This is a genomic window from Enorma phocaeensis (assembly GCF_900186505.1).
Lineage (GTDB): Bacteria > Actinomycetota > Coriobacteriia > Coriobacteriales > Coriobacteriaceae > Enorma > Enorma phocaeensis.
Window position 1 is genome coordinate 85,152 of sequence record NZ_LT891969.1, and the last position, 18,449, is coordinate 103,600.

Annotated in this window: 15 protein-coding genes; 11 read left to right on the forward strand and 4 right to left on the reverse strand. The window is 62.8% G+C overall.

What is annotated here, in order from left to right:
* Window positions 1-57: 57 nt before the first annotated feature.
* The 3 genes from C1717_RS03320 to C1717_RS03330 all read left to right on the forward strand — a co-directional run bounded on the left by C1717_RS03320 (window position 58) and on the right by C1717_RS03330 (window position 3,962).
* A complete protein-coding gene (locus C1717_RS03320; protein WP_102371837.1) occupies window positions 58-1,578 on the forward strand; it encodes a C69 family dipeptidase in 1,521 nt (506 codons plus the stop codon).
* 147 nt (window positions 1,579-1,725) lie between these two features.
* The gene (locus C1717_RS03325) at window positions 1,726-2,178 is read left to right on the forward strand and encodes a hypothetical protein (RefSeq protein ID WP_102371838.1); all 453 of its coding nucleotides are present in this window, start codon (window positions 1,726-1,728) and stop codon (window positions 2,176-2,178) included.
* A gap of 14 nt (window positions 2,179-2,192) precedes the next feature.
* Window positions 2,193-3,962 (forward strand): ABC1 kinase family protein, encoded by a 1,770-nt coding sequence (locus tag C1717_RS03330; RefSeq protein ID WP_102371839.1) that lies wholly within the window; start codon window positions 2,193-2,195, stop codon window positions 3,960-3,962.
* 227 nt (window positions 3,963-4,189) lie between these two features.
* On the opposite strand, the gene C1717_RS03335 is transcribed toward C1717_RS03330, so the two are convergent.
* The 3 genes from C1717_RS03335 to C1717_RS03345 form a co-directional block, all read right to left on the reverse strand.
* On the reverse strand, window positions 4,190-4,783 hold the full coding sequence (locus C1717_RS03335) for a histidine phosphatase family protein (RefSeq protein ID WP_102371840.1): 594 nt from the start codon (window positions 4,781-4,783) through the stop codon (window positions 4,190-4,192).
* A 46-nt stretch (window positions 4,784-4,829) separates the two neighbouring features.
* The gene (locus C1717_RS03340; protein WP_102371841.1) at window positions 4,830-5,381 is read right to left on the reverse strand and encodes a GNAT family N-acetyltransferase; all 552 of its coding nucleotides are present in this window, start codon (window positions 5,379-5,381) and stop codon (window positions 4,830-4,832) included.
* 437 nt (window positions 5,382-5,818) lie between these two features.
* Entirely contained in the window at window positions 5,819-7,960 is a 2,142-nt protein-coding gene (locus C1717_RS03345) for a class I tRNA ligase family protein (protein ID WP_102371842.1), read from the reverse strand.
* Window positions 7,961-8,066: 106 nt separating this feature from the next.
* On the opposite strand from C1717_RS03345, the gene C1717_RS03350 reads away from it, so the two are divergent.
* Entirely contained in the window at window positions 8,067-8,696 is a 630-nt protein-coding gene (locus C1717_RS03350) for a DUF3267 domain-containing protein (RefSeq protein WP_219722267.1), read from the forward strand.
* Complete coding sequence (locus tag C1717_RS03355) at window positions 8,693-9,286, forward strand: epoxyqueuosine reductase QueH (RefSeq protein WP_102371844.1); 594 nt, start codon at window positions 8,693-8,695, stop codon at window positions 9,284-9,286. Before C1717_RS03350 ends, C1717_RS03355 begins: the two co-directional genes overlap by 4 nt.
* 424 nt (window positions 9,287-9,710) lie before the next feature.
* Here C1717_RS03355 and C1717_RS10890 read toward each other — a convergent pair whose 3' ends face one another.
* Complete coding sequence (locus C1717_RS10890; protein ID WP_273189799.1) at window positions 9,711-9,845, reverse strand: hypothetical protein; 135 nt, start codon at window positions 9,843-9,845, stop codon at window positions 9,711-9,713.
* A gap of 342 nt (window positions 9,846-10,187) precedes the next feature.
* Here C1717_RS10890 and C1717_RS03365 point away from each other — a divergent pair, with 342 nt between their 5' ends.
* The 6 genes from C1717_RS03365 (at window position 10,188) to queA (ending at window position 18,328) form a co-directional block, all read left to right on the forward strand.
* Window positions 10,188-11,798 carry an ATP-binding protein gene (locus C1717_RS03365; protein ID WP_180965826.1) on the forward strand — a complete coding sequence of 537 codons (1,611 nt, stop codon included), beginning with the start codon at window positions 10,188-10,190 and terminating at the stop codon, window positions 11,796-11,798.
* Window positions 11,791-12,531, forward strand: coding sequence for a response regulator (locus C1717_RS03370; RefSeq protein WP_102371847.1), 741 nt, complete (start codon window positions 11,791-11,793; stop codon window positions 12,529-12,531). The genes C1717_RS03365 and C1717_RS03370 overlap by 8 nt, the downstream gene beginning before the upstream one ends.
* A gap of 251 nt (window positions 12,532-12,782) precedes the next feature.
* Window positions 12,783-15,656, forward strand: a complete 2,874-nt coding sequence (locus C1717_RS03375; protein WP_102371848.1) for a cation-translocating P-type ATPase — start codon at window positions 12,783-12,785, stop codon at window positions 15,654-15,656.
* A 35-nt stretch (window positions 15,657-15,691) separates the two neighbouring features.
* Complete coding sequence (locus C1717_RS03380) at window positions 15,692-16,345, forward strand: potassium channel family protein (RefSeq protein ID WP_022349872.1); 654 nt, start codon at window positions 15,692-15,694, stop codon at window positions 16,343-16,345.
* 8 nt (window positions 16,346-16,353) lie between these two features.
* A complete protein-coding gene (locus C1717_RS03385) occupies window positions 16,354-17,013 on the forward strand; it encodes an NAD-binding protein (protein WP_102371849.1) in 660 nt (219 codons plus the stop codon).
* 91 nt (window positions 17,014-17,104) lie between these two features.
* Window positions 17,105-18,328 carry a tRNA preQ1(34) S-adenosylmethionine ribosyltransferase-isomerase QueA gene (gene queA, locus C1717_RS03390; RefSeq protein ID WP_102371850.1) on the forward strand — a complete coding sequence of 408 codons (1,224 nt, stop codon included), beginning with the start codon at window positions 17,105-17,107 and terminating at the stop codon, window positions 18,326-18,328.
* Window positions 18,329-18,449: the final 121 nt, after the last annotated feature.

The window sequence follows — 18,449 nt, forward strand, 5'->3', positions numbered from 1 at the left end:
TGCTGGGTGGGACGGATTTGAATAGATGAGCCTACGTTTCTAGAAGAGGAGATCCATATGCCTTGCACCACCATCCTGATAGGCAAAGGGGCGAGTTACGATGGGTCGGCCATCGTTGCTCGTAACGAGGACTCGCCCAACGGCATGTTCCAGCCCAAGCGGTTGTGCGTGGTCGCGCCTGAGGAGCAGCCCAGGGTCTATACCGCTACCACCTCCAAGCTCACCATCGAGCTTCCCGACAATCCCCTGCGCTATACCGCGGTACCCGATGCGGTGCCCGGGCACGGCCCTTGGGCGGAGGCCGGCGTGAACGCGCTCAACGTGGCGATGAGCGCGACCGAGACCATCACCTCCAACCCGCGCGTGCTGGGCGCGGACCCGTTGGTCGAGTACCGTCCTGCTCGGGGCGTCGAGGGAGAGCCAGGTTATGTGCCCGAGCAGCCAGGTGGCATCGGCGAAGAGGACATGGTGACCCTTGTGCTGCCCTATATCACCAGCGCGCGCGATGGCGTGCGGCGCTTGGGCGCCCTGCTGGAGCGGTACGGCACCTACGAGATGAACGGTATCGCGTTCTCCGATGTCGACGAAATCTGGTGGCTCGAGACGATCGGCGGCCACCATTGGATAGCGAAGCGCGTCCCCGATAACGCGTACGTGACGATGCCCAACCAGCTTGGAATCGATCGGTTCGACCTTGCGGATGCCGAGGGCGCTCAGGTCGATCATATGGCGAGCACCGATTTGAGCGCGTGGATGCGCGAGCACCACCTCGATCTCTCGCTGAGCTGCGACGGTGCTGCGCCGGGTGTCTTCAACCCACGTGAGGCATTTGGCAGCCATAGCGACTCGGATCACGTGTACAACACGCCGCGTGCTTGGTATATGCAGCGCTGCCTGAATCCGCACGATGAATGGGACGGGCCCGCTGCGCGCTACACGCCCGAGTCGGATGACATCCCTTGGGCCCGTGTTCCCGAGCGTAAGCTCACCATCGAGGATGTGAAGGATGTGCTTTCGTCGCACTATCAAGGCACGCCGTTCGATCCCTATGGAACCCTGGGCACGCAGCAAAGCCGCTCGCGCTATCGCACCATAGGTATCAACCGCAACGGCCAGCTCGCCGTGCTGCAGCTGCGCCCGTACGCACCGGAGGCTTGGCGTGCCGTACAGTGGATGGCGTTCGGCTCGAATCCCTTCAACGCGCTGGTACCCTTCTATACGAGCGTGGATGCTTTGCCGGAGTACCTCGGCAATACGACTTCCCGCGTGACGAGCGAGAGCTTCTACTGGGCGAATCGCCTCATCGCGGCACTCGCCGATGCGCGCTTCCACGAGAACTCCGCGGCTATCGAGGGCTATCGCCAGGAGATGGCCGCGCTGGGCCATGCCATGTTGCACCGCACCGATGCTGCGGCTGCAAAGATCGCGGTCGATGAGGTGCCGGCGTTGCTCGAGCGCGCGAACGACGACCTTGCTAGCGAGCTCAAGCGTGCGACCGAGGAACTCTTGGGCAAGGTGCTCTACACCACGAGCTGCGCGATGCGCAACGCCTTCTCGATGTCGGATAACGAACGGTAATCCACGCGCTGCGTCCCGTTTTCTCGCCGCTGGGCCTGTGCGCCGCGCCTTCTGTCAACCAAGGGTGCCAGGGCTTAGAGTGGGCCACGTTAGGCGCTGGCAGCTTGGGGTACAACAGGGGCAATAGATCCAACCAAGGGAGGAATCATGGACAAGACCTTCGAGGAGCTCGTAACCGGAATGGTCGACGTGAGCTTGGGCGCTGCTGCCATGGCGGCCGACAAGGGCAAGGAGCTTTTTGACGATCTATCCGCGCGCGGGGCGCAGGCACGAGACGAGGCTGCGCAGAGCGAGTTCGGTCGTTCCATGGCCGATGTGTTCAAGCAAGCCGGCGGGATGTTCGAGGATGCCACCGACCGCTTGGGGGAGCGCGGCGCTTCCGTTGCCGAGCGCATTCTCGACGAGCTGATCGTTGCGCGTGTGCGACCGCTTTCTGCGACTGAGCGCACTGCGTTTGTGACGCATGTGAACGAGCTGGTGGCCTCAGTGCCTGAGGCTGCGGTGACCGTGCCGGTGGAGTCTGTGGAGGATGGTCCGGCATCCGTGGAGGACGCAGCTGGTGAGTCCGATGCCCCTGCAAGCGAGGAGCAGGGCGCCTAGCTGCCCGGTTATCCATGGATGCCAAATCGAAGGAGCGGCCCCCTGCGGAACCGCTGATTCCCGAGGAGCCCATATACGGTGAGGAGCCAGTGCCCGAGCCTGAGCCGAGCACCTGGCGCCGCGAGCGCGCTGCCGACGCCTTCCCAGAAGAGCCCGAGGTCATGGCTGATACGGAGAAGTATCAGCTCACCATGACCGGGCGCCGTCGGCGCATTGCGCAGATTTTCGAGATTGCGCGTAAGTATGAGGTGTGGCGTACGCTCACCCCCGTTCGCCTCCGGCGCATGCTCGAGGAGCTCGGTCCCATGTTCGTCAAGATGGGCCAGATTCTCGCCAATCGCTCTGAGATTCTGCCGCAGCGCTTCTGCGATGAGCTTCGTCGCCTGCGCACCGAGGTCGACCCGGTCCCCTACAAGGTTGTGCTTGAGTGCCTGGAAGCCGAGTACGGCAAGAAGCTCGGTGAGGTCTTCGACGCTATCGATCCCAAGCCGCTCGGCAGCGCCTCTCTCGCACAGGTGCATCGCGCGCGTCTTGTCACTGGCGAGGATGTCGCAGTGAAGGTGCAGCGTCCTGGCGCGCAGCAGGTCATGGCCCAGGATATCGACATCATGCGCTCTCTTGCGCGGCATATCTCTCGCTTCATCAAGACCGAGCAGTTCATCGATTTGCGTGATGTGGTCGAGGAGCTGTGGCAATCGTTCCGCGAGGAAACAAACTTCCTGGCCGAGGCACGCAACCTCGATGAGTTCTATGCTTTCCACAAGGGTTCTCCAGCCATTTCATGTCCACGGTCGTACATGGACCTCTGTACCGAGCACGTGGTGGTGATGGACTACATCGAGGGCATCTCCATCGCCGCGCCCGACATGCTCAAGGCGGCAGGCTACGATCTCGAGCAGGTGGGGGAGCGCATCGTCGACGACTATGCGACGCAGGTGCTCGACGACGGCTTCTTCCATGCGGACCCGCATGCGGGCAACATCATCCTCGCAGACGGCGTGATCTACTTCATCGACCTCGGTATGGTCGGACGCATGTCCGCGCATGACCGCGGTGTAGTGAAGGACATCATCTTCGCGGTGGCAGAAGGTGACGTGCCAAAGCTCAAGGATGCTTTCATGCGCTTCGCGATCTCGCGTGGGGAGACCTCGCAGATCGACCACACCGCCTTCCTTACCGATCTCGACTATATCGTGGAGGATTTTGGCGGTCGCGACCTGAAAGACCTCGATATCGGGCGTTTCCTCACCTCGCTCATCAATCTGGCGCGTAAGAACGATATCGAGCTTCCCAGTGTGGTCACGATGTTCGCGCGCGGAATGGTGACGCTCGAGGGCCTGCTCACCGAGTACATGCCCGATGTCAACATGATCGAGATCATCCAGCTGCATATCGCTCACGAGAAGAGCGTCTACCAGCGCGCTCGCGAGGCGGCTGAGGAGCTTGCCCTGGGTACGGGTCGTGCCCTGAAGGGCAGCTTGGAGGCCATGGAGTACCTGGGGCTCGCATCGCGCATGCTCACGCGCGGTCAACTCAAGATCAACGCAGAGGTCCTAGGGTCCGAGGAGGTCTTGCGGCGCGTGGGCGGTATCGTTGACCGCATGTCCATGGCTATCGTGATTGCCGGCTTGTTCATCGGGTCCTCAGTGGTGTATTACGCCAAGATCGAGCCGGTGATCTTCGGCATACCCATCATCGGGTTCTTGGGATACCTGTCTGCGCTCCTGCTCGCCCTTATGCTCGGGCGTGAGATCTGGCGCAACAGCCGCGGCAGACGGCGCTGACGGAAGCTAGAGGGCTGTTTGCTGCTTGGCGAGCGGGTTTGTCACCGTGATTCGGCTCCAGGGAAATCAACTTATCAACTTTAGCAACGTTTATCGCGAGTGCATCGAGTAGGCAAGCGGATAATCGAAGAGCAATGCCTGGTAGTCAGGTTGCGCATTTCATCTTTACTTGCGATTTACGCGCGCAGCGTATGCAAAGTTGAGAAGTCGAACGTGGACAAGCGCTGCTAAGCGGGATTTTCGATTTTGATGTTTGAGAAACTGTGTGCTTCGCGGTCGTACTCGAATACGAGGATGCAGCAGTTGCCGAGTGCGACATCCTGCTCGCAGCGCGCCCGACCTGCCCAGATGGTTTTGAAGAGTTTGCTGATGGAGCCATGGCTTATGGCGAGGGCGTTGCCTTCGCAACTTTGCATGAGGTCATCGAGAGCATGCGCGATGCGGAAGCGTGCGCCTGCCTGCGACTCACCGCCAGACATGACGGCGACATCGCCTGGGTCCCATGGGCTCACAGGCAGGAGCTCAACGGGTCCCGCCTCATATCCACCGTAATCGCGCTCCATAAGGCCGCGCATACTAAGCCGGGGAACAGCAGAGAGGGTGGGCATCTGCTCGATGACGATATCGAGCGTTGCCTGCGCGCGGCCAAGGGGAGAGGCGGCGGCAAGGCAGAACGTCTCGTTCTGCTCGCGCAGCCAGGCGGCAGCGCGCTTTGCCTGCTCGATGCCTTCGTTGGTGAGGGGAGAGTCGCAGCGTCCCTGGAGAATATGCTGCGTGTTGTAGACGGTTTGCCCGTGGCGCATAAGGTAGAGCTTCTGCATGGTTGCCTCCTGTGCGCATGCCGCGCTCCCGCGGCATGACGATTTGCTAGATGAGTTTCTCGTAGGCGATGCGCGTCAGATCGCTTTCCATACGGCCATCGGACTGCAAAGAGAAGTGGCCAATCTCCTGGAATCCCTGCTTGGTAAGGAAGCTGCGCATGGCTGCGTTGCCCGGATGCGTGTCGATGCGCAAGCTGGTTTTGCCGGCGCGCTTTGCGAGCTCAGTTGCCTTGGAAAACATGAATGCCATGATACCTCTGTTGAGTGCAGCTTGAGCGGTGGCGCAGCGGTGAATCGCAGCGTACGTGGGGGCTTCGGCTGCCTTGCCGTTGCTGGTGAGCCAGGGAAGATCGGCGGACTCATATTCGAGGTCGTGTCCTTCGAGCAGAGCAAGGGTGCCAAGCGCGGTGCCCTTGTCGTCTTCGGCCACATAGCAGGAATTGAGCTCGATGTCGCTCGCGACGCTATCGATGTTGGGATAACCGCATTGCCACTGATCGATGCCGAAACGAGCAATCGAGCGCTTGCCGTCTTCGATGATATCCATCACGCGCGCGGCATCGTCCATCACAGCGCGGCGCATAACGAGGCTGTTCATAAGGCGATATCTTTCTATTGACGATTCGGTGCCGAGCACCGGTTTGATGCGGTCGAAACTATAAGAGCTCACAGATTATGCACCACCGCGCCTCATTTGGCGAGGAGGTTTTGTGCACGTTCCAAACCTTGACGAGCGCTTGATGTGACCTTGAGGCCTGAGCTGGCAAGCGCGGGCCCCATACTCCCGCCGCGCGAGCGCAGCGATGCGCTCCGTCCGAAACCGCCCGAGGTACGGGCGAGCATCTTTTAACTAGAGAGGCCCTTTTCCGACATCTCCCTCCCAACGCCCCCTGCCCCCGAGTCGAAGGGTGTGCGCAGGGGCGGAGCCATATGCTTCCGGCGCAGTTCCGCAGGAAAAGAGCCCTGGAAGGGGCTCTTTTTCGAGGACTGTCTGAGTACGGGAGCATATGGCCCCGCCCCGCCGGGAGCAAACCCTTAGAACGAGAAGAAGTCGAAGCGCGGCGGCAGCACCTTCACCGCATGCTCACCCGGCTTCTCGCCTAGGGCTTGGATTAGCTCGTCCGTCGTATCGAAGATGTGCTCCCACGAGAAGAAGGCATTGGGATCCATATCGAAGTACTCGCAGATGAGCTCGCAGCCGCGCGGCACGATGCCGTGCATGAGCACGGTGGCCACGCGCAGCTCGTGATAGGCATCTACAAGCGCCTGGCGCATGAGCTCGTCACCTGTCTCCTGGTCCTCCTCCTGTATGGCCTTAGCGGCCTTGCTCGCGTCGCTCCAACGCTTGTTCGCACCGCGCAGGAAGGCATCGCACACGCTCAGCGCGCGGTGGAATTCGAAGCGGTGCATGGCATCCTCAAAGGCAAGGATGGCCTGCTCGGCGCTTTCCGCCGCTTCGGTACCGGGCTCTCCTGCGGGAATGCATCCCGTGCGTACCGCACTTTTGTCGCCTTCTTTTGCTGCCACGCCGTAGAAGCAAGAGCGCGCTAGGCGGTTGAATACGCCAGTGAGGAGCGTCCCCTCTTTGAGCACGGGGTCGATCACGCGCTTGTCGTCGCGAGCCAGAAGCGGAGAGCCGTCTGCATTCTTGCCGGTCTCGCGGAGGTCGTACGCCTTGGGGCTGAAGCTCACCGGCTTGTCGCCCAGGCCAAGCGAGAGGAAGTGCGCGCGCAGCTGCTCGGCATCGTAGTGGGAGAGGAGCTCGCTCGCGGGCGGTGGCGGAGTCTTGCCGCTAGAGCTTGCCTTCTTGCCCATATAGAGCACATGATAGTTGGCCACAAGCGTGCTTTGCTGCATGTTCCAGTTGAGTGCCTGCCACAGTGCGGTCTGCGCCACGCCATAGAAGTAGATGTTGTCTTGGCCAATGAACTGGTATGCGTGCGCATCGGGCGAGCACCACCAGTCGCGCCAGTCGAGCGCGGTGTGGCCCCAGGCGCTCTCCATGAGCGGTGCGGCATCTGCGCAGGGCGCTTCAAGCAGCTCGGTGTCCTTCTCGTCGCAGCCGATTTCACCCTGGCGTTCGGCGTCGCGGGCAAGCACCGTGCGCGTGAAGCTTACAGGTGCCCACAGGCTCTCGGGCCACACCCAGCAGGTGAGGCCGCTGCAGCCGCAGGAGTCATCCACCGGCACACCCCATTCGATGTTGCCCGTGATGCGGAACGGCACGAGCGCCTTACCCGAGCGGAAGCGCACGCCACCGGCGCCGAGTACCTCGTGCGCGGCGTCGCGCTCACGCCAGCTGGGGAACACCACGGTGAACGAGCTCTTGTTGCCCTCGGGCTCGATCACGGTGTGCGCCGGCAACTGGTCCTCAACGGCGTCGAAGGCCTCGCGGAACTTGTTCTGGATATAGAGTTGAGGCTCGCCGAGCCACTCTTCCATGGTCTGTATCACGACGGGGCGCACGGTCTCGTTCTGCTTGAGCGCTTCGGTGTACTCCTTTAGGTAGTCAAGGAAGGCGGGCAGGTCAAAGTAGAGGTTATCGACCGGGCGGAGCTCGGGCGTCTTTCCGGTTAGGGCGGAAACGGGAGCGATGAGCTCTTCGGGCTCAAACTGATGCCCAAGGTCGCACTCATCGGCATAGGCCTTTTCAGACTTGCAGCCCTGGATGGGACAACGGCCGAGCACCTGGCGACCGTTTAGGAACTGCCCCGCCTCGGGGTCGAAGAACTGCTTGGTGGTGAGCTTGTGGAGCACGCCCATCTCCTGCAGGCGGTGCAGGATCTCGTCGGTGACCTCCTCGTGCACATGCACGGCAGGAGGCAGGGCGCTGCCGGCGTACAGGTCGCACGAAACCTCGTATGCTTCGAGCGTGGACATCTGGCGATCGTGGTTCTCTTGAACGTAGTCGCTGATGTTGTGCTCGTAGCCCTGCTCGTCGCGCAGCTTACGGTAGCTTTCCATAATGGGCGAGCCGTAGCAGTCGGTTCCCGAGACGAAGATCACGTTCTCACGGCCAAGGCGGTCGCGCAAGAAGCGCGCAAAGAAGTCCGCTGGAATGAAGACGCCGCCCACATGGCCAAAGTGAAGATCCTTGTTGCCGTACGGCATGCCTGCCGTGACGACGGCGCGCTTGGGCCAGTTGGGGCGGTTGTCATGAAAGAGCTTGGATGCCATGCAGATCCCCCTGCTCGTTGGTGTACGAATTGCCGCGTCGCAGCATTGCGGCAGCGATAGCCCCATAGTATCGCACAAGGAGGCGGTTTACGTGTATGCTGGCACTATGAGAAAGATTGCCGACATACATACCTTCGAAGACGAGAGCTTTCTAAAAACGGTCACGTGCCTATCGGTTGCGGCTCTGGTAGCGGGTCTGTTGGTGGCACTCGCCGTGGCGCTCGGTGTTGCCATGTGCGCGCCGCAGCTCTTCGATCCCGAGCTTACCGCCATGTTCGATGAAGGAGGGTTTTTGCGATTCTTGGCTTGGCTCGTGGGCGTTAGCGCGGCAACGATGCTCTCACTCGGCGTGCACGAGCTGGTGCACGCCGTATTCTTCAAGGCGTATGCACCTGCGGGGGCGCACGTGACCTTTGGGGCGAACTGGAAACTTGGCATGCTCTACGCTTGCGCCGAAGGTATCGTCTACACGCGTCGGCAGTATCTGGTGATCGCGCTTGCCCCAAGCATCGCGGTGACAGCTTTGTGTCTTGTTTTGGGCTTCGTGCTGGGGCATCCCGTCGCGGGGTCTTTCGTCGCGGTGCTGCATCTAAGCGGATGCTCGGGTGACTGGGCGTACGTGCGCGAAATAACGGGAGATCCCGCTATCACGCACTGCGAGGACACCGATTACGGCGTGTGCTTCTACGGCGAGGATGCATGCGGTGAAGGTGACGGGGGAAAGGTGGACGCATGACCAGGCTGCTTCTGCACGCGTGCTGCGCGCCGTGCTCGCTCGAGCCCACGCGCCTGCTCATGGAAGAGGGCTTCGAGCCCACCATCTGCTGGACCAATCCGAACATCCAGCCTGCTGAGGAGCATGACCGCAGACTTTGCGAGCTACGCCGTTGGTGCGCATTGGAGGGCATCCCGCTCATCGAGGCGGCTGAGGACTATGCGCGCTGGGAGCGCGGCGTGGCGCCCATCGGCGCGCTCGACCGTAGGCGTCGCTGCCGGGCGTGCTATGCGCTGCGTCTTGCCGAAGCTTGCCGCGTGGCCGAGCGCGAGGGGTTCACGCACATCGCCACGACGCTCGCCGTCTCGCCCTACCAGCTGTTCGACACCTGCAACGAGGTGCTTGAGCGTCTGGCTTCCGCGCACGGGCTCACGTCGGTCATCCGCGACTTCCGTCCGTGGTATCCCGAGGCGACGCGCCGCTCGCGCGAGCTCGGCATGTATAGGCAAAACTACTGCGGGTGCCGCTTTTCGGCTGCCGAGGCGGCGCTCGACCGCGCTCGCTTACGCGACGAGCGCAAGGCGGCTTGTGCGCGGAAGAAGGAGAGCTAGACTTCACGCGTTGCCGTCTATTCTCGTAAAGTGAAAAATGCCGCAGTCTGCATGTTGAGGGTTTATGCAGCCGCGCTCGGGGTTAACATGGCGTCGATCCAATAGGTTGCGAGCATCTACATCATCGTGACCTGCGCGGCGCTGCTCTACGGCGGCATGTCCGATTCTATCGGATGCCCCGTGACAAGCTACGTCGAGGGGCACCCGGACGTGTTTATGACGGCATGCACACCGCTTTCATGGCTTCTAGCGTTCATCGTGGGCGCGAGCGCGATACAGGCAAGCAGACGTGGCGTAACGCGCGTTCTGCAGAGTGAGAGCGCCTGACAAGAATCGGCGTTAGGATGGTCGTACGCTGGGGCCCGGGCACACGCTGAGGCGTAGGCTACGCAGCACATAAGGTCGGCGCGAAGGCCGCTCTTTGCTAGCTCTTGCGACGCTTGCTGTGAGCCGGTCGGAGGACGATGCTCACAAACAGGTACACACAGTAGCCGAAGAACACGGCGCACACGGCACCGAGGATCAATTCGGTAAGGGCGATCGGGGTTATCGCGTGCATAACATGGCTCCTTCCTGTGGCGGGTTCGAGGTGTTCGGCACCCGTGGGATTCATGGTCGGAAGTCCGGGTTCTTCACCGCATGAATCACCTGAAACGTGCGAAGTTCAAGCGAATCCAAGATTCCTCGGCAGCGACATACGAGTGTCAGAGTGACTCCGCAGGTATGCTCTGCTGTCGAATTCAGTACAGCACGTGAGTGGTAAAGACGACATTAAGCTCGAGCGCCCGGATATTAAAATGTCATAAAGATGCAGGTAGACAGCGCAATACCTAATGAGAACGAATGCGTCTCGCCCGCATTGCCGCGCTATACTGAGGGGCAACGAGAAGGGAGGCGGCAAATGGGCGAGGCGAGCGCGCGACCGCGACGCGAAGGGCGAGCAGCGGCGCATCTTGGCATCATGTGCGCGCTCTTGGCGCTATCGACTGCGATCGGTCTCGGCTTTCACGAGCTGGGCTTTGCCGATTCGAGCATCATCTCGCTCTTCATCCTCTCGACGCTGCTCACCGCTACGGTCACATCGGGACGCTTGTACACGCTGCTTTCGTCTGCGCTCTCGGTGGCGCTCTACAATTTCTGCTTCGTCGTGCCGCGCTTCTCGCTCGAATCGCTCGACACGAGCTACCTTGTCACGTTCGCCATCATGTTCGTCGCTGCCATCGTTGCCTCGGAGCTCACGAACCATATCGCGCGAAACGCCCGCGAGGCGCGGCGGACCGCGTATCGCACGAGCGTGCTCCTTGAGACGAACCAGCTGCTCCAGCAGGCGGATGGCCCCGAAAGCATCGCGCGAATAGCTTTGGGCCAGCTCTTGAAGCTTCTTAACGGCCCGGTGGCGTTCTATCCTGCCGAGGGAGACGGTCTTGGCTCGCCGCTGGTGGGTGACGGGGTCGATGAGGCGATGCCGGCATCGATTGCCGAGAACGCTCGTGTGAACGCATTGCGCGCGCTCCGGTCTTCCAAGCTTGCGAGAGATGCCGCTTCGGCGGGTGCCGCTCCCGCTTCCGCGCCGCCCGCGACCGCCGATGCTTTGGAAATCGTCGCCATCCCCATAGGAGATGGCTTGTTTTTACCCGTGCGCACGCACGACGAGGTGTTCGGCGTGGTGGGCATTCGTGCTGCCGAGCGCGACATCGACTCGTTCGAGCTCTCCGTCGCTCGTTCGATCATCGGTGAGTGCGCGCTCGAGCTCGCTCGAGAACGGGAGGCGCGCAAGCGTGAAGAGGCCGCTGTGCTCGCGCGCAACGAGCAGCTCCGAGCGAACCTGTTGCGCTCGCTTGGCCATGACCTGCGCACGCCACTCACGGCGATCTCGGGTGCCGCGGCGATTCTACGCGATGATTCCGGTCGTCTTGCACCCGAGCAGCGTCGCGCGCTTCTGGACGACGTGTACCACGACTCGCTTTGGCTCATCGATATGGTCGAGAACCTGCTCACCATCACGCATTTCGATGAAGGCACCGTCAAGCTCGCCTTGAGCTCCGAGCTCATCGACGACATCTTCGAAGCCGCTGCGTCGCATCTTGCGAACCAAGCGGGCGAGCACCGCATCGTCATCGGGCCCGCGGAAGAGATCCTCCTCGTGCGCATCGATGCAAGCCTCATCATCCAGGTGCTCATAAACCTCGTGGGCAACGCCATCAAGTACACCCCGGCAGGTTCGACCATCCAGCTGTACGCACGGCGCGAGGGGGCGTTCGTGCGCGTGACGGTCGCAGACGACGGGCCGGGCGTGGCGGACGACGACAAACCACATGTGTTCGACCGCTTCTATTCCGGCGCGAGGGCAGAACGGCCGGCGGATGCGCGGCGGAGCTTCGGCTTGGGGCTCGCGCTCTGCCGTTCCATCGTCGAGGCGCATGGCGGTGCTATCGAGGTGCACGACAACGTGCCCCATGGTGCCGTCTTCTCGTTCACGCTTCCAGCAGAGGAGGTTGCGATTCATGGATAAGGAATCGAAATTGGCGGCGTCGGCGGCTGCGGACGGCGCGAGGGCGCTCTCCGTCCTCGTGGTTGAGGATGATGCGGCGGTGCGCCGTCTTATCACGACGGCTCTTGCCATGCATGGCTACCACGTGGAGGCCGCCGCCACAGGCGAGGCGGCGATTTTCGAGGCTGCGTCGCATGGCCCAGATCTCGTCCTGCTCGACCTGGGTCTTCCGGATGTGGACGGCATCGCCGTCATCAAGAAGCTGCGCTCATGGTCGAACGTGCCGATCATCGTGATCTCGGCGCGCATCGAGGAGGCGGACAAGATCGAAGCGCTCGATACGGGGGCGGACGACTATCTCACGAAGCCGTTTTCTGTGGAAGAGCTCCTCGCGCGCGTGCGCGCCTGGCAGCGGCGCGCTCGCATGTCGCTCGGTGACGACCCGGGCGAGAGCGTGTTCGAGAACGGCCCCTTGCGCGTGGACTATGCGGCGAGATGCGCGTATCTGGGCGGCGAGGAGCTGCATCTCACGCCCATCGAGTACAAGTTACTCGTGCTCATGTGCAAAAACGTGGGAAAGGTGCTCACCCACACCTATCTCACGCATGAGATATGGGGCACGTCGTGGGACTCCGACATCGCGAGCCTGCGCGTCTTCATGGCGACGCTGCGGAAGAAGATCGAGCGCGAACCGTCGCAGCCGAAGCTCATCCAAACGCATGTGGGCGTCGGCTATCGAATGCAGCGCCTCTAGCGTCGCCGGCGCTCCAGGCGTCCCCGGCGGGCTCGCATGACGCCCGAGGTTGCGGCGAAGACCGGGAAAGCGCGCCCCCCGCGCGGCGTCCGAAGGCTTGAACGGCAAGATCGGGTTGCCTGCGCAGCCGGGCATTAAGATGCCACAAAGATATGGCCAAACCCCTTGAAGCTGCTTTTTCACGTGACTAAGATGCTTTCGCAATCGCGGGTGTGCTGCCGGCACCCCGCGATCAGGGAAGGAGAGGTTTCATGGGAAGCAGTTTGGGCTCAGGTGCCCCGGCATCCGTCGCCGCAACGGATCTGGATGCGCTCGATGCCATCCGCAAGGCACCCATCGACGGCGTGTTCGGCGAACTTGAGACGGCGCGCGTAGGGCTCGCCTCGGACGAGGCGGTCGTACGCCAGGGGCGCTTTGGGAAGAACGTCATCCAAAGCGAGAAGAAGAAGTCGCCCGTCATCGCGTTCCTCGCGAACTTCACACACCTCATGGCGGTGCTTTTGTGGGTCGCGGGCACCATCGCGTTCATCGCGGGGCTCCCGGAGCTTGGCGTCGCCGTGTGGCTCGTGAACATCATCAACGGGGTGTTCAGCTTCTGGCAGGAGGCGCGTGCGAGCCAGGCGACCGAGGCGCTCAAGAAGATGCTGCCGGCGTATGCCACGGTGATTCGCGACGGCCAGGAGCAGAAGATTCTGGCAGAAGACCTCGTGCCGGGCGACGTCATGCTCCTTGCCGAGGGCGACAAGATCTCTGCAGATGCGCGCGTCATCGCGAGTTCGGACTTGCAGGTGAATCAATCCACGTTGAATGGCGAATCCACCCCGTCCCGCAAGACCGCGGACGCGGTGCTCGAAGAGGGGCTTTCCGCCGCGGAGATTCCCAACCTCGTCTTCGCTGGCACGAGCGTGTCTGAGGGCAACGGTCGCGCCGTGGTGTTCCGCATTGGCATGGACACGGAGTTCGGCAAGATCGCGAGCCTCACGCAGAACATGCAGGCGGCGGAGAGCCCGCTCACGCGTCAGCTCAACCGCCTCACGAAGCAGGTCACGATCTTTGCCATGTGCATGGGCATCGCGTTCTTCTGCCTGTCCCTGTTCGTGGTGCACGAGCCGTTCGCGTCTTCGTTTATCTTCGCGCTCGGCATGGTCGTGGCATTCATTCCCGAAGGCTTGCTGCCCACGGTGACGCTTTCGCTCGCTATGGCGGTGCAGCGCATGAGTCGCCGGAACGCCCTGGTGAAGAAGCTCGATTCCGTGGAGGCGCTTGGCTCCACGAGCGTGATCTGCACGGATAAGACCGGTACGCTCACGCAGAACGAGATGACCGTGAACCATCTGTGGACGGCGACGCGCGAATACGAGATCACCGGCGTGGGGTACGCGCCCGAGGGTCAGATAGAAGCCGAGGGACGCAGTTGGCGCGCTGTGGACGATGCCGACCTCGAGCTCTTGCTCGAAGGCGGGTTGCTCTGCGGCAACGCACGCCTCGCCGAGCCGGAAGAGGAGGGCAAGCGCTACGAGGTTTACGGCGACCCCACGGAGGCGTGCCTCATCGTGTCCGCGCAGAAGGGCGGCATCGATCGCGCCGAGCTCGAGGCGCGCATGCCCCGCGTGAAGGAGCTGCCGTTCGAGAGCCGCCGCAAGCGCATGACGACCGTGCATGCTCTTGAGTACCCGCTGGACGGGGCGCGCCGCATCGCGTTCACGAAGGGCGCGCCGAACGAGGTCGTGCGGCTTTCGACCCATGTTCGTGTGAACGGCGTGGTCGAGCCTATGACCGAGGAGCTCCGTGCACGCATCATGGAGGCGAACGACACGTACGCCGCCGACGGCCTGCGCGTGCTCGCGGTGGCGTACCGCCCGCTCGACGGTGCGAACGCGGAGGCGGGTGTCCCCGATGCCATGAGCGATTACACGCCCGAGAATATCGAGTGCAACCTCACCTTCGTGGGGCTCGAGGTCATGATGGATCCGCCTCGTCCCGAAGTCGCCGCAGCTGTGGCCGAGTGCCGCCGCGCGGGTATCCGCATCGTCATGATCACGGGCGACTACGGTCTCACCGCAGCGAGCATCGCACGGCGCCTGAAGATCGTGGAGGGCGATGGCCTTTCCGTCATCTCGGGCTTCGAGCTTTCCAAGATGGATGACGACGAGCTCAAGCGCAGGCTCGCTGGCCAGGTGGTCTTTGCCCGGATGGCACCCGAGCAGAAGCTGCGCGTGGTCACGGCGCTCCAGGAGATGGGTGAGATCGTGGCCGTGACGGGCGACGGCGTGAACGACGCCCCCGCCCTCAAGAAAGCCGATATCGGCGTCGCCATGGGCATCACGGGAACGGACGTGGCCAAGGAAGCTGCGGACATGATCCTGACGGACGATAACTTCGCATCGATCGTCGCCGCCATCGAGGAGGGCCGAGCGGTCTACAGCAACATCCGCAAGTTCCTTCTCTACATCTTGAACTCCAACGCACCCGAAGCCGTGCCCAATGCCGTATACCTGCTATCGGGCGGCGCCGTGCCTCTGCCGCTCACCACGATGCAGATCCTCACCATCGACCTGGGCACCGATATGCTCCCCGCGCTCGGCCTTGGAACCGAGCCGCCCGAGGAGACCGTCATGGATCAACCCCCGCGCGATCCCAACGAGCGCCTCCTCAACCGCCGCGTACTCGTGAAGGCCTTCCTGTGGTATGGCCTCATGGGCTCCATCGCCGCCATGGCGGGCTATTTCCTGGTGAACGTGCTCGCCGGCTGGCCGGGCATCCCGCTCGCCGGTTTGGGCAACGACGGCGACCCCGTGTACATCCAGGCGACGACCATGACGCTCGCGGGCATCATCTTCGCGCAGATCGGCCAGGTCATGAACTGCCGTACCGAGACCACCTCGGTATTCAAGATCGGACTCTTCTCGAACCGCCGCATCCTCATAGGCATCGTGTTCGAAGTGGTGCTGCTCGTAATCCTCACCACGTTCCCGCCGCTGCAAGGCGTGTTCCACACCGCGCCCCTGGCCTGGCAGGATTATGCGTTCCTCTGCTGCATCCCGCCTGTGGTCATCGCCATCGAGGAGATTCGCAAGGCATGGCTGCGCCGCCGCGAGCGGGCACGTGCCGCCGCGAAGCGCTAGAGTTGAGGGTATACACCATCTGAAAGGTGGAGATTATGAACGTCATTATCGTAGGCATGGGCTTCATCGGATCGGGGCTCGCGTGGAAGCTCGCGCGGCAGGGATTCTCGGTCACGGCGGTCGACCAAGACCAGAAAGCACTTGATGCGCTGGGCGATTCGTTCCCCGGCAAACGCGTGTGCGGCATCGGCCTCGATCGCGATGTGCTTCTGCGCGCGGGAATCGACCGCACGGATGCCGTCGTTTCCTGCATGCGCTCCGACGAGGCGAACATCGTGGTGGCGCACGTCGCCCGCTCGACGTTTCGCGTGCCCCGCGTCATCGCGCGTCTGCACGATCTTACGAAGGCCGATACGTACCGTCGCCTGAACATCCAGACGGTCTCGCCCAATGCTTGGGGCATCGCGCGCATCGGCGAGCTCCTTACCTATAACCATCTCGATAACGTGTTCGAAGTGGGATCGGGCGATGTGCGCCTGGTTCGCGCGGACGTGCCGGCGCTGCTCGACGGCGCCACGGTGCGCGAGATCTCCGCGCTCGGCGAGGTGCAGATCGTGAGCGTCTCGCACGATAACGAAACGTTCATCCCCACGCAGGGCACCGTGCTCGCCGCCGGCGACATCATCTACGCTGCCGTGGCGACCTCTGCCAGCAGGAAGTTCAAGCAGATGCTCGGCATCACCGATTAGGAGGAATCATGCAGGTCATCATTGTCGGCGGCGGCAAGACCGGCGCCCATCTCGCCTCCCGCCTCACGGACGACGGCATCGCGGTCACGGTCATCGAGCAGCGCGCTGAAGTCGTCGAGCGCGTGCGTCAGATATGCCCGAACGTTTCCGTTATCGAGGGGAGTGGTTCGGATCCCGAGGTCTTGGAGCGCGCGGGCGTGCGCATCGCGGATGCTGTCGCGGCTGTGACGGGATTGGACGAGACGAACCTCGTGACGTCGATGCTCGCGAAGATGGAATATGCGGTGCCGCGCGTTGTGGCGCGTGTGAACAATCCGGCGAACGCGTGGATGTTCACGGCGGTGAACGGTGTGGACGTGGGTGTGAACCAGGCTGAAATCACGGCGCGCTTCGTGATTGAGGGCATGGACGTGCATGACATGTACACGCTCATGAAGCTCGGTCGAGACGAGCACAGCATCGTACAGGTGGCGGTGGGTGCGCATGCCCGCGTGGCGGGACTCGCCCTCAAGGGCATCCCGTTCCCGGCGGAGACCATCGTGACCGCCGTGGAGCACGAGGGCAACCTCATCGTGCCGAACGGTGATACCGTCTTGGAGTCGGGCGATGAGGCGATCATCTTCACGAGCGAGGAAGGCCGCGACGAGATTCGCCGACTCTTCTCATAAAGGCAGCGTGCGGCTACCTCGCTTCAGAACGGGTCGTTTCGCTTCGGCATCCGTGCTAAGCTATTCAGCCGGATAAGAAAGCGAGGTAGCCATGCGTACCGATGATTTCGATTACAACCTGCCCGAGGAGCTCATAGCCCAGGCACCGGCGGAGCCGCGCGATTCGTGCCGCCTGCTGGTGCTGCACCGCGGCGAACCACTTGCGACCACGGGCGACGTCGTGCCGCTCGACGCGGGCGGTAGCGTGGAGCACCGTCACTTCTACGACATCATCGACTACCTCGAGCCGGGCGACCTGCTCGTCGCGAACGAGACGCGCGTCATGCCGGCGCGTCTCATCGGGCGCAAGGCGAAGACGGGCGGTATGGCCGAGACGCTTCTGCTCAACCGCCGTGAGGACATCGATCCGCTCGGGCACGTGTGGGAATGCCTTGTGAGTCCCGGCAAGCGCCTCAAGCCCGGTGCGGTCATCGAATACCGCGCGGGCGGTCCGCATGCGCCGGAAAGCGCGCCGGTGGTGCTTGCGGGCGAGGTCGTCGACTTCGTGCCCGATAGCCGCGGGGGCCGCTTGGTGCGCTTCACGCCTATGGGCGAGAACGCCGCGGGAGCCCCGCGCACGCTCGATGAGGCCATCCATGCGGCGGGACATGTGCCGCTGCCGCCCTACATCACCGACTACGAGGGCGATCCCGAGAAGTACCAGACCGTATACGCCATGAACGAGGAGCATTCCGCTGCTGCCCCCACGGCGGGTCTCCACTTTACGCCCGAGCTCATCGAGCGCATCAAGGCCAAGGGTGTTGGTTGGGCTACGGTCGAGCTCGAGGTGGGTATCGACACCTTCCGCCTCGTCGAGGAGGACGACCCCACCGAGCACGTCATGCACACCGAGCGCTACCACGTGTCGCGCGCGGTCGTCGACGCCGTGCACGCGACGAAGGCTGCAGGTCACCGGGTGATCGCCGTGGGCACGACGGCCGTGCGCTCGCTCGAGAGCGCATGGGAGACGGACGCCCCCGCGAGCGAGCCCGCGGTCACGGCGCGCCGCTTCGAGGACGCCGCCGATTCCGCGGCCGTCACGGGGACGGGCGACATCGTCGAGCGCGCCGACGCGACGACGAACCTCTACCTCATGCCCGGCTCGACCTACCATGTGGTCGATGCGCTCATCACGAACTTCCACGTGCCGCGCTCGACGCTCATGATGCTCGTCTCGGCTCTCGCCACGCGCGAGCAGATCATGGATGCCTACGAGCAGGCGGTCGCGGAGCGCTACCGCTTCTTCAGCTTCGGCGACGCGATGTTCATCGAGTAGCGCGCCCGCTCGGCGTGCCAACGCGGCATGACAGGGCACTTGCATAATCAGGCGCCGGCATGACGAGGCGCGGATATGACTAGGTATTGATATGGCAAGGCACCGGTACGGTTGGGGCTTA